The sequence below is a fragment of the Methylorubrum salsuginis genome, from assembly GCF_900114375.1.
Taxonomy (GTDB): Bacteria; Pseudomonadota; Alphaproteobacteria; order Rhizobiales; family Beijerinckiaceae; genus Methylobacterium; species Methylobacterium salsuginis.
On the sequence record NZ_FOSV01000018.1, the window covers coordinates 89,018 to 100,725 of the forward strand.

Annotated in this window: 12 protein-coding genes; 8 read left to right on the forward strand and 4 right to left on the reverse strand. The window is 67.7% G+C overall.

All coding sequences use genetic code 11. The features are described from left to right. Positions 1-78 precede the first annotated feature (78 nt). The 4 genes from BM140_RS18845 to BM140_RS18860 all read right to left on the reverse strand — a co-directional run bounded on the left by BM140_RS18845 (position 79) and on the right by BM140_RS18860 (position 5,760). Complete coding sequence (locus BM140_RS18845; RefSeq protein WP_091949932.1) at positions 79-1,638, reverse strand: GMC family oxidoreductase; 1,560 nt, start codon at positions 1,636-1,638, stop codon at positions 79-81. Continuing rightward, complete coding sequence (locus BM140_RS18850) at positions 1,635-3,083, reverse strand: alpha/beta hydrolase (RefSeq protein WP_091949934.1); 1,449 nt, start codon at positions 3,081-3,083, stop codon at positions 1,635-1,637. The genes BM140_RS18845 and BM140_RS18850 overlap by 4 nt, the downstream gene beginning before the upstream one ends. A gap of 242 nt (positions 3,084-3,325) precedes the next feature. Then, on the reverse strand, positions 3,326-4,552 hold the full coding sequence (locus BM140_RS18855) for an MFS transporter (protein ID WP_091949936.1): 1,227 nt from the start codon (positions 4,550-4,552) through the stop codon (positions 3,326-3,328). Between the two features lie 161 nt (positions 4,553-4,713). After that, positions 4,714-5,760, reverse strand: coding sequence for an endonuclease/exonuclease/phosphatase family protein (locus BM140_RS18860; protein WP_091949938.1), 1,047 nt, complete (start codon positions 5,758-5,760; stop codon positions 4,714-4,716). Between the two features lie 203 nt (positions 5,761-5,963). On the opposite strand from BM140_RS18860, the gene BM140_RS18865 reads away from it, so the two are divergent. The 8 genes from BM140_RS18865 (at position 5,964) to BM140_RS18900 (ending at position 11,692) form a co-directional block, all read left to right on the forward strand. Continuing rightward, positions 5,964-6,704 (forward strand): DUF1223 domain-containing protein, encoded by a 741-nt coding sequence (locus tag BM140_RS18865; protein WP_244535499.1) that lies wholly within the window; start codon positions 5,964-5,966, stop codon positions 6,702-6,704. A 195-nt stretch (positions 6,705-6,899) separates the two neighbouring features. After that, positions 6,900-7,157: a pentapeptide MXKDX repeat protein gene (locus BM140_RS18870; protein ID WP_091949940.1), complete on the forward strand. Its 258-nt coding sequence runs from the start codon at positions 6,900-6,902 to the stop codon at positions 7,155-7,157. An 87-nt stretch (positions 7,158-7,244) separates the two neighbouring features. Next, on the forward strand, positions 7,245-7,835 hold the full coding sequence (locus BM140_RS18875) for a sigma-70 family RNA polymerase sigma factor (protein ID WP_244535500.1): 591 nt from the start codon (positions 7,245-7,247) through the stop codon (positions 7,833-7,835). Beyond that, complete coding sequence (locus tag BM140_RS18880) at positions 7,828-8,493, forward strand: NrsF family protein (RefSeq protein ID WP_091949942.1); 666 nt, start codon at positions 7,828-7,830, stop codon at positions 8,491-8,493. The genes BM140_RS18875 and BM140_RS18880 overlap by 8 nt, the downstream gene beginning before the upstream one ends. A 183-nt stretch (positions 8,494-8,676) precedes the next feature. Beyond that, entirely contained in the window at positions 8,677-9,312 is a 636-nt protein-coding gene (locus tag BM140_RS18885) for a cytochrome b/b6 domain-containing protein (protein WP_091949944.1), read from the forward strand. A gap of 4 nt (positions 9,313-9,316) precedes the next feature. Next, entirely contained in the window at positions 9,317-10,078 is a 762-nt protein-coding gene (locus BM140_RS18890) for a molybdopterin-dependent oxidoreductase (protein ID WP_091949946.1), read from the forward strand. Between the two features lie 209 nt (positions 10,079-10,287). Further along, positions 10,288-10,803, forward strand: coding sequence for a chlorite dismutase family protein (locus BM140_RS18895; RefSeq protein ID WP_244535501.1), 516 nt, complete (start codon positions 10,288-10,290; stop codon positions 10,801-10,803). Positions 10,804-10,934: 131 nt separating this feature from the next. Then, a protein-coding gene (locus BM140_RS18900) for an IS5 family transposase (protein WP_091949951.1) occupies positions 10,935-11,692 on the forward strand; the annotation gives its coding sequence in 2 pieces (ribosomal slippage) (positions 10,935-11,265 and positions 11,265-11,692; 759 coding nt in all). Positions 11,693-11,708: the final 16 nt, after the last annotated feature.

The window sequence follows — 11,708 nt, forward strand, 5'->3', positions numbered from 1 at the left end:
ATTCAAACCGTTCGCGTTCTTCCTACCTCCAAGCCCCAGAGCGAGCCGGCTTCGACCGCGCGATGTCGTCGGAGCACTTCAAGCGCTGGAGCGCCCCACCGCCAGGAACCGCTCCGCCGTCCGCAGCGCCAACGCCATGATCGTCAGGGCCGGGTTCGCGGCGAGCGAACTCGGGAAGGTCGAGCCGTCGCTGATCCAGAGGTTGTCGATCTCGAAGCTGCGCCCGTACGGATCGACGACCGCCGTGTCGCCGTCGTGGCCCATCCGACAGGTGCCGAGGGTGTGGGCGACGCGCTCCAGCACCCAGACGTCCTTGGCGCCGGCCGCCTCCCAGAGGTCGCGCATGACCTTCGTGGCGTGCACGTTCAGCCGGTTCTCGTTGGTGCTGTAGCCGAAATCGATCCGCGCCTTGCGCATCCCGCGGGCGTCGGTCTCGTCGGAGAGGGCGAGAACGTTGGCGTCGCAGGGCAGCGTCTCGCCGTTGATGCCGATCCCCGCGAGGTGGTTGTAGCGCCCGAGATAGTCGAGGAGCGGCTGCCCCCACAGGCCGCGGCCGCGGGCGACGGCGTTCGCGAAGGTCACGGGAACCACGCCGAGACTCTGGATCAGGTAGCCCCCCGCGAAGTCCGCGTCCTCCGGGCGGATGAAATCCTCGGTGATGAGGGAGGAGGGGTAGCCCCGGTTCATCCGCACCTCGTGATCGAAGGTGCCCCAGACCTGCGTCGCGACATGGCCCATGTAGTTGCGACCGACCTGCCCGCTGCCGTTGGCGAGGCCGGTGTGCAGGAGGAGGCGCGGCGTCTCGACGGCACCCGCGCAGAGAAAGACTGCCCGGCAGCGCTGGCGGCGCTCTCGCCCATCCTTCATGTAGAGTACCGCCGCGATGCGGCCGTCCCGATCCCGCTCGAAGCCGTGGGCGAAGCTCTCCGGCCGGATCTCGGCGCCGTGGGAGACGGCGAGCGGCAGGTAGGTGACGTCCATGCTCGCCTTGGCGCCGGTGCGGCAGCCCTGGTGGCAGAAGCCGCAATTGATGCAGCCCTGGCGCACCGGCCCGCCCTCGGACTCGAAATCCCGGGAGACGACCGCCGCCGGCGCGTCGGCCCAGCGGATGCCCCGGGCCTCGCAGGCCCCGGCCATCAGCTCGGCCGGGCCGTTGCGAAGCACCGGGGGAAGGGGATACCGGCGCTCGGCATCCCACGGGTAGCTCCGCGGCCCCGATACGCCGAGGAACGCTTCCACCCGCTCGTAGAACGGCCGCAACTCGCCGTGCGAAATCGGCCAGTCGACGCCCTCACCGGTCTCGGTGTGCAGCCGCAGGTCGCGGGCATCGGCCCGGGGGACGAAGGCGCCCCAGTGCAGCATCGAGCCGCCGACGCCGGTGCCGCTGTTGTTCCCGCCGAACGCCTCGGGCGTAGAGCCGCCGCTGAGACGCTCCTCCGTCCAGTAAATCTCCTCGGCAAGGGTCTCGTCGAAGGCGAATGTCTCCGGCGTGAAGTTCGGCCCGGCCTCCAGGGCGACGACCTTCAGGCCCGCCGCCGCGAGGATGGCGAGGACGGGCGCGCCCCCCGCCCCGGTGCCGATGACGACGGCATCGACCGTCTCGTCCTCGGAATGGGTCCGCATCGCGTCGAGATTCATCGTGCGGACTCCTCGGCCAAGGGCTTCGAAGGCTCGGGCTTCCAGGGCTTGGGCTCCCAGGGCTCGGGCGTATCGAGGCGCGTGTTGGTAAAGCCCGGCAGACCCCGGGCGATGGGAGCAGGGCTGTCGCCCCCCGCCCCGATGCCGGAGAAGCCGAGCCGCGCGAGGGCGGCCGGGTGGGACAGATAGAGGCGGGCGGCATCGGCCCGTGCATCCTCGAACCAGAACCGCATCCGGTCGGCGTCGAGCCTCCCGCCGAGGGCGGGCGGCACTGCGAGCTCGCCCTTCTGCGCGAGGGTCAGAAGCGCGTCCTGCCGGTCCCCGGCGAGGACGACGAAGGGGCGCTCATGCGTTGCACGGGAGGCGGCGTCGAGGGTGCGCAGGGCGGCGCGATACGCCTCGTCGTCCGCGGGCAGGGCGATGAATCGCCAACCGTCGCCCCTGCCGGCGGCGAGGCGTGCATCGACCCGCGCCGCGGCATCGAGGCCGGCGACCGGCAGGACCCGCGCGAAGACCGCCCGCAGGATCGCGAGTTCCACCGGATCGAGGGCCTGCGGGGCATAGGCCGGGTCGTCGGCCGCGGCCCGCTCGTTCAGGGCCGAGCGCAGCCGGGAATTCACCCGGTCGCTGGCGATCAAGTCGGCGTAGCCCGGGGGAATCGTGGGCGGGGCTGCGCGGGGCTCGCTCGGCCCGGCGGCATGATCGAGGATCGCCCGCGCGAGCGCGTCCGGCTTCTCGAGCGGGAGCAGGTGGCCGACGCCGTCGACGGTGGCGAGGTGGCCGTGGGCGAGGTGAGGCAGGGTCAGCGCCGCCTGCGCGTCCGGGCCGAGATCGGCATCCGCGCTGCCGGCCAAGACCAGCGCAGGGGTACGCAGCACGCCGACCCGGCGGCAGAGATCCTCGCGGGCACCGGAGTCGAGCCACGCCTTCCAGGCCGCGGGCGCGGCCCGGAGCACGTCGTCCGTCGCCAAGTCTTCGAGGTCGGACGGAAGGGAGGCGCCGACATTGGCCTGAACGAACTTGCGAGCTTCCCTGGCACGAGTCTCGGAATCGGCATCGATCCACGACAGCATCCGGCTACGCCGGTCTTCCGGGATCGGCTCCGGGCTCGGCGGCGAGCCTGAGACCAGCACGAGGCCGCTCAGCCCGGCAAGGTGTGTATCCCCGTCCTCCGCCCGGCGGGCGAGGGTGAGGGCGACCTTGGCGCCCATGCTGTGACCGGCGAGACGATAGGGGCCGGATCGGGCCGCGATGGCCCCGGCGATCCTGTCGGCCATCGCATCGACGCTGTATCCGCTTTCTTCGCGGGCGTCGCCGAAGCCGGGCAGGTCGAGGGGGACGACCCGCATGGCCCCGGCCAAAGCCTCGACGAGAGGAGTCCACGTCCGGGCGCTTCCGCCGAGAAAGTGAAGGCAGAACAGTGTGTCGGGGGCGCGTCCGGTCATGCGCCGGACATCGCACGAGCTTGACTGAGTTCAAGCCAGTGCGACATCGCAGGCGAGATCAACCGTGGCAGGTGAAGACCGTTACCCGCTTCGCCCTGGGCGCGGGGTGCGAAGACCCCGTTTTCCCGGCCCGAGGCCTGGACCGCCGTAAGCGTCACGCCTGCAGAGCCACCTCGTTCCGGCACTGTCTCGCATCAGGCAACACGACACGAAGACGATGCCGGGCGGGCCGCTCGTTCCCATCAGGATCGCGCGCTCGACGGTTCAGCCATCCGGGTCAGCAAGAGGGCTGCGGCGGTTCCGATGGCGCTGGATACGAGGAATGCCGCGGTGAACCCGCTGAGGTCGACGATGCTGCCGGCAAGCACGTTCGAGAGGGCAATGGCGACCCCCTGGATGGTCGCGATGGCCCCCGAGGCGAGGTTGTAGCGGCTCTTGTCCTCCATGAAATCGGCGATCATCAGCGGCTTGATGGCGCTGTAGAGGCCGGTGCTTACGCCCTCCAAGGACTGGACCGCGAAGAGCCAGATGGCGTCGTCGGACACGGTGTAAAGCAGCGCCCGGACGGGCAGCATCGCGAACGCGAACAGGATGATAGGCTTGCGCCCCCAGCCGTCGGCGAAGCGCCCGACCATGATGGCCATGGGCAGCATCACTACCTGGGCTGCGATGATGGTCGTTGACGTAATCGCGGCCGACCAGTTCTCGTGCGCCAGCGAGATCTTCTGGGCGACGAGTGAAGCCATAGGTCCGTTCGCCAGCTGAAACAGGAAGATCGACGCTGCGAAGACGAGAAGGGGACGGTTGCCGAGCAGCACCTTGAGCGCGGCGCCGCCCTTCGCCTTGGGCTTCACCTCCTCGGCGAGCTCTTGCCCGACGATGTCGCGTGGGATGGACAGCACCGCCGCGGCGGCGGCGAGCGACAAGGCAGGAACCAGGAAGAAGACGCTCCGGTCCGGGAAGCCGTACCCTACCAGGGCGATCAGGACGGCAATGCAGACGTTGCCGCCGCGGTACCACGCGCTGTTGCGGCCCATGCGGCGCGAGAGGCGCGCCTTCGGAAAGATGCCGAGCGTAAGTCCGGCGACGGTCGGGGTGAAGCTGCTGCCCGCCGCGGTCAGCACCGTGAACGCCACCAGCACCGGCCAGAACTGCGGCCAAATCGCGATCACCGCGGCCCCGATCGACGCCGCCAGCAGGGCGGCCACGATGGCCATTCGCTTGTCGCGCGCTGCGTCGATGACGGCGCCGAGGGGGGCCTGCAGGCCGACCCCAATGAGACCCGCGATGGTGGTCACCAACCCGACCGTCGTCGCGCTCCATTCCCGATGGACGAGCAGGAAGACGTTGAGGTAGGGCCGGAGCCCACCGTTCACGTCGACCAGGGTCAGATTCAGCAAGTCGAACTTGCGCGGATGCAGATCCCGCGCCCCTCTGGTTTCGTCCGGCCGTTCCGCCGTCCCGCTCATGCTCTCATGACACCTGTTCTCGTCTCGACGTGACGGGAAGTGACGTTCCTGCACCGATTGCGTTCCATCGGCGCGCTCGCTCCCTCTCTCGCAGCCATGGATGTCGTCGCAGCGGTGTGGCTCGGCGCGCGGAGCCGCATGAGTGACCTACGCCCCCGCCATCAACGCACCGCCTCGATGGCTTCCTTGGCGTCGCGGTGATCCTTCTCCGAGGCCGTCGGGGCGTCATGTCGTGCGGGTGCGTGCGGCGCGCGGCAAAGGCTGACCGTGATCGGAAAGTGGTCCGAGCCGACGTCGTCCAGGCGTTCCATGTCGACGAGCAGGAAGTGCTCGCTGAAGAAGATGTGGTCGAGGGGCCAGCGCGCGAACGGGTACTGCGCATGGAACGTCGCGAAGAGGCCACGTCCCTGGCGGGGATCGAGCAGGCCGCTGAGATTCTGGAAAAGCTGGTTGGTGCGCGACCAAGCCACATCGTTGAGGTCGCCGGCCACGATGGTCGGCCCCTTGGTCCGGGCGACCTCTCGGGCCACCATTACGAGTTCGCCGTCGCGCGGTGCGCTGCTGTGGCCCGGATGGGGTGGCCGCGGGTGCAGCCCGTGGAAGGTGACGGCCTCCCCGCTGGGCAGGACGATGGTGGTGCGCAACGACGGGACATCCTTCTGCAGAAGGAAGCGGATCGTCGGATCGCGCAGCGGGAGCCGCGAGTAGAACAGCAGGCCGTAAGTGTTATCCTGGGGCTGCTCGACCTTGTTCGGATAGCGGTCGCGCAAGGGCGCCATCGCCGATTGCCAGCCGGCGTTGGTTTCGAGCAGCAGAACGATGTCCGGCGACTGTCTCTCGATCAGGTCGAGGGTGACGCCGTAGTCCCGGTTCGACTGCAGCACGTTGAGCACGACCAGGCTGACCCGGTCGCCCGCGTCGCAGCTCTCGGCCGCCTTGGCCTGGGTCGCGGCGAGCGGCGTGAACGGCAGAATGTGGCTGCCTTGAAGCGCTAGCGCAGCCAGCATCGCAATCGACAAGATCACCGCCGTGGCGTCCCGTGACGTCACGAGAAGCGCGAGGATACAAGCGCTGAGGGCCACGGCGATCTGCAGACGAGGAAAATCCAGGCTGCGCACGAAGCCGAGATCGGTCGGCACGAGGGGCAGAAACGTCGCCACGGTCAACAAGGCCGCGACGGCCTTCAGGGCTGTCGAAAGATACGTCAAAGCCGTTCCGTCGCTTAGGTACCGCGGGAATCCGAACAGGTATCAGGCTGCACACGACCATCCTGCCGATGGCGAGCCGAGGCGCGATGTTATCAGCCCGTCGCGATTTCGATTTCTGCATGGGGCTTCTGCACACACATCAAAACGGTTGGAAAACGGCGGGTTCTTCGCGCACAGCTTCTGATTGGCTGTAACCCAACTCGATGTCCGACGAACGCTATGGAACCAGTTCGCCTTCGGAGCTCACCATGGCGCCTCGCCCCTTTCGTCGTCTTGCCGTTCTGCTGCCGACCCTGCTCCTGTCCGGCGCCTCCCAGGCACGACCCGTCGTGCTGGAACTGTTCACGTCTCAGGGGTGCTCATCCTGCCCGCCGGCCGAGGCCCTGCTCGGCGAGCTCGCCTCGGATGCCGATCTTCTGCCCCTCGGTTTTCATGTTACCTACTGGAACCATCTCGGGTGGAAGGATACCGCCTCCTCCCAAAGCGCGACGGAGCGGCAGGCCGACTATGCTCGGCGCCTCGGCGAGAGAAGCTTCACGCCGCAACTCGTGATCGACGGATGCCGGAGCGTCGTGGGATCGCGCCGTACGGAGGTCGCCGCGGCCGTATCGCAGGCCAAGGCCGAGATCGGTTCGGAGGTCGCGACGACACTCTCGCGCCGGAACGATCGCATCGACGTCCGCCTCGGTTCCGGTGTGGGGAGCGCCCAGGTGATCCTCCTCGGCTTCGACAAATCCGTGCGCACGCCGATCGCTCGGGGCGAAAACGGAGGGCGGACGATCCTGCAGACCAATGTCGTGCGCTCCATGCGGACGCTCGGCATGTGGTCGGGCAAACCCCTGGAGTTCAGCGAGGCCCCACCTGCCGGTCAGGAGGTGGCCGTGATCGTGCAACGATCGGACGGTCGAATCGTCGGGGCCGCCCGTCTCACGCCGGAACTCTGAGGCGCCGATGGACAGCGAACAGCTCCGGCGCCGGCAACACGGGGCAGAGTGCAAGCCGCCCCGGTCCATGCCGGAGCCTCGGCCGGACGCCGTGCGGCGAAAAATTTTCCCGCCAGGCGTAACCGCGAGGAGCCTGCTGGCGAAACACCGTGCAGTGCCATCCTCCCCCTCGGCACCGCCACGAAGGATCACCCCATGAGCATGTTCCTGCGCATCGCCTCCGCTCTCGTCCTCGCCACGACCTTTGCGGCCGCCCCCGCGCTCGCGACCGAGACCATGTCCAAGGATTCCATGTCGAAGGACGGCATGGCCAAAGGCACGATGGCCAAGGATTCGATGGCCAAGGACGGCATGAGCAAGGACTCGATGTCGAAGGACGGGATGGCCAAGGACTCGATGGCCAAGGACTCCATGTCGAAGGACGGCATGGCCAAGGACTCGATGAAGAAGTAGCCTTTCGAAGACGGCACGGTGCGGGTGACCCGTCCGGGCCGCCCGTTCCTGCGGCCTGCCCCCATGGCCTCCGGAACCGCCCTGATCATGCCCGCTCAGCCGATGGCGTCATCGGAAGAGGCGTCGCTCCGCGCTGCCATGACGGCGGCTCAGAACGGTGACGCCGCGGCCTATCGTGCCCTCTTGCGCCTGTGTGTTCCCCTGATCTCCGCCATGGTGCGGGCCAAGGGGGTACGGGGTGCCGCCGTCGACGACGTCGTTCAGGAGACGCTGCTGACCGTTCATCGCGCCCGTGCCACCTACGATCCGTCCAGGCCCTTCCTGCCCTGGCTCCGTGCGATCGCGCAGAGGCGGGCGATCGATGCGTTGAGACGGGCCGGGCGCCGCCCGCGCGAGGTCCACGACCCACTGGCCTACGAGGCGGGCGTCGACGACGGCCCCTTGCCCGGCCAGGCCCTGGACGTGGGCGAGCGCGGCCGGATCCTCGCGGCGGCGGTCGCGCAGCTTCCGGAGGGACAGCGCCAAGCGATCGAACAGATCGCTCTGCGCGAACTCTCGCTCGACGAGGCGTCCGCCTCTACCGGGCGGACCAAGGGCGCGTTGAAGGTCAATTTTCACAGGGCCCTCAAGGCCCTGCGCACCTCTCTCTCATCCGCCAAGGGGGACACGGATGCCTGATCCGGCCGGCCACGACCAGCGCGTCACCGACCTCGTCGACGATCTGGCCCGGTCGCTCACGCCGGTCCGCCGGCTGCCGGGGCCGGGCGTCCGAACCCTGGCGTGGTGCGGCGCGGTGCTGGCTCTGGGCGCGGCCCTCCTGCCGGTGGCCGATCTGAGCGGCCTGTGGGCCCGCCTCGGCGTGCCGGATCTGCGCTACGCGGCACTCTGCGCCTTCCTGACCTCCGCCTGTGCCGCCTTCGCGGCCTTCCAGAGCAGCGTCCCGGGGCGCAGTCCGATCTGGGCCCTGCTTCCGCTCCCGCCGCTCGTCCTCTGGATCGGGTTCAGCGGTCTGGGCTGCCTGCGCGGTTGGATCGCGCCGGCCGCCAATCTCGCCGAACCCGAGGAGCTGCGCGGCTGCTTCGCGTTCCTGATGAGCGTGTCGCTGCCGTTGTCGATTCTGCTCGTGACGATGCTGCGCCGGGCCTGTCCGCTCCGGCCGAACCTGACGGCCGCCCTCGGCGGGCTCGCGGCGGCGGCGGCGGCCGCAACGCTCCTGGTGCCGTTCCATCCCCACGACGCCACCGCGACCGATCTCCTGATCCATCTCGTCGCCGTCCTCGTCGTCGGCGGCCTCAACGGACTTCTCGGGGGTCGCCTCCTCGATCGGACCGCCTGAACCGACGACGGGCGGCCCACCGGCCCAAAAAATCGATCCGCGCCCGTAACCCCGTCGCCCGGCCGGCGAACTCCCTTCAGCACCGGGCTTCATTGCCTCCGTCGGGGCGGCTGGCCCTCCGCCGCCCGAAAACACCCTCGACCGCGGGGAGCCGTCGGTCGGCCAGCGCGCAGAAAGGTTGCCATGTCGGCCTCCCCACGACGGGCCGAGCGCCCGATCCATCCCCTCGTCGTGCGGATCACTCACTGGGTGAACGCGCTCGCCATGCTGATGATGATCACCAGCGGATGGCGCATCTACAACGCCTCGCCGATCTTCGGCGATTGGGCGTTTCCCAAAGCGATCACTCTGGGCGGCTGGCTGGGCGGGGCCCTGCAATGGCACTTCGCGGCGATGTGGCTGCTGGTGGCCAACGCGTCGGTCTACCTGACCTACGGCCTTGCCTCCGGGCACCTGCGGCGGCGCCTCACGCCCCTTCGACCGGCCGAGATCGGGCGCGACCTCGTGGCGGCCCTGACGTTCCGGCTTCCTCACAGGCCGGGGGTCTACAACGCCGTGCAGCGTCTTCTCTACGTGGCCGTCCTGCTCGCCGGATTCGTCGCCGTGCTCTCCGGCCTCGCGATCTGGAAGCCCGTTCAGTTCGCCCCGCTCACGGTCCTGATGGGCGGCTACGACCAGGGGCGGATCGTCCATTTCCTGGCCATGGCCGGCATCACCGCCTTCGTCGGCGTGCATCTCGCCCTCGTCCTCCTCGTTCCGCGGACACTGCCGGCGATGATCGTCGGCCGCGATATCCGCCTCGGCCCCAAAGCGGGGTGATGTCATGAAGCTCTTCGACCGCGCCCGTCCGTTCGTTCCCACACGCGATCAGACGCGGCTTGCCCGGCCGGACCGGCGCCTTTTCCTGCGGGGCGGCCTCGTCGCCGCGGGCGGCCTCGCGCTGGGCGGCTGCGATCTTTCCGACAACGCTCGGACAGAGAGCGTCCTCAGTGGATTTTCGCGGCTGAACGATCGCCTCCAGGCCGCTCTGTTCGACAGCCAGCGCCTGGCGCCGACCTTCGGCGTTTCGGACATCACCCCGGATTTTCCGTTCAACGCCTATTATCCGGCGAGCAGGATTCGGGTGATCGACGGCGCCTCGTGGCGGCTCGAACTGGCCGGGCTGGTCGCCGACCGGGCACCGTGGACGCTCGACCGCCTCCGGGCGCTGCCCCAGGAGGGGCAGATCACCCGCCACGTCTGCGTGGAGGGCTGGAGCGCGATCGGGCAATGGTCCGGTGTTCTGTTCCGCACGTTCCTGGAGCGGATCGGGGCCGATCTGACGGCCCGCTACGTCCGCTTCGACTGCGGGGACGATTACTGGACGAGCATCGACATGCCCAGCGCGCTCCATCCTCAGACGATCCTGGCCCTGGACTATGCCGGGGCCCCGCTGCCGCCGAAATACGGTTTCCCGGTCAAGCTGCGCATCCCAACCAAGCTCGGGTTCAAGAATCCCAAGCACATCATGGCGATCACGGTCACCAATGATTATCCCGGCGGATATTGGGAGGATCAGGGATACAACTGGTTTTCGGGCTTGTGACCGGCCTTTGCGGCGCCGGTGACGCGGCATGCGGCAACGCGTTCGTCCGTAGGCCGCGGATTTGCTGGGTGGGGCTCGCCGATGATCGACGCCGTGCCCTTGATCAACCCGAGGCTCGTGCGAAGCACCACAACGGCGAGGAGTCCATAAGCATGCCCAGTGCGATCGAGTTCACGGGGAGCGAGAGGGGCCCATGGCGCGTGACACACATGGAGGCCACGACCGGGACCGGACTGCCCGAGGTGGCTTGCATTTCGGTTCACCTCAGAAACGATAATATCGAATCGCTGTCTTCGGCTTCAACTGACGTAACTTGGCGCTTGCGTGGAGCGATCAGCAATTTACGCTACGCCACTCGCGAAGAAGTTGCCATTCTGCGCAGTCTTCAAGCGTCCCTCGATCGCCCTGCCGCGACTTCCGCGGCTCTGATCCCCATTAAGAAATCGCAAGCGTGGTGGGATTTGGCCCAAGACGAGCGCCGAGCAATTTTCGAGGAGGATTCGCAGCACACCATGATCGGCCTTCGCTACCTCCCAGCGATTGCCAGAAGGCTTCATCACAGTCGCGACCTCGGAGAGCCGTTCGATTTCCTGACTTGGTTCGAGTTTGCGCCGGAGCATGAAGCAGATTTCGAGGCTCTGCTGAAAGATCTCCGATCAACCCGCGAATGGACCTTTGTGGAAAGAGAGGTCGATATACGGCTTTCACGCAGTGAGCTCGATTGAAATTAGATTATACCCCGTGCAACTGAGATCGCGGTTCTAACAACATGCCTTAGGGTCAAAACCGCATCAAGCCATTGATCTGTCTTCGGAACGCGGGTTCAATGGCTGGTTTCGAGGCAGGGAGGCGCGCTATGGCGGACTTGTTCTGGCTGTCGGATACCCAGTGGGCGGTGATCGAACCGTTCATGCCGAAGAACCAGCCGGGTCCAGAGCGCAACGACGATCGGCAGGTGATCTCCGGTATCATCCACGTCCTGAAGACGGGCTGCCGCTGGTGCGACTGCCCGCCGGAGTACGGTCCGCCGACCACGGTCTACAACCGCTTCAACCGCTGGTCCCGGCGCGGCTTCTGGAAGGCGATGCTGGCCGCGCTGGTCAAGGCCGGCTGGAACGGCGAGGCCAACGCCATCGACGCCACCTACGTCAGGGCCCACCGCTCCGCCCAAGGCGGAAAAGGGGGGCCAAGGCGCAAGCGATCGGTCCTTCGTGTGGTGGCCAGACCACCAAGATCCATGCGCTCGTCGACGTCGTGGGCCGCCCGGCGGTCCTCCTTCTGACGCCTGGCAATGCCAGCGACGTCAAGACCGCCCCGGATGTGCTAGCCGAGGCGCCCGGCCGCATCCGGCGCCTGATCGGCGACAAAGGCTACGACGCCAACTGGCTGCGAAAGGATTTGCGCGAGCGCAATACCACGCCGATCATCCCCGGCACCCGCGCACGCAAACGCAAGATCAGGCTCGACAAGAAACGCTATCGTGAGCGCTGGCGGGTGGAGGCGACCTTCTGCCGACTGAAGGACTTCCGTAGGATCGCCACCCGCTACGATAAGCTTGCCCGCAACTTCGCCTCAGCACTCGCCTTGGCAGCCATCATTGCTTTCTGGTGCTGATTGAGTCTCGACCCTA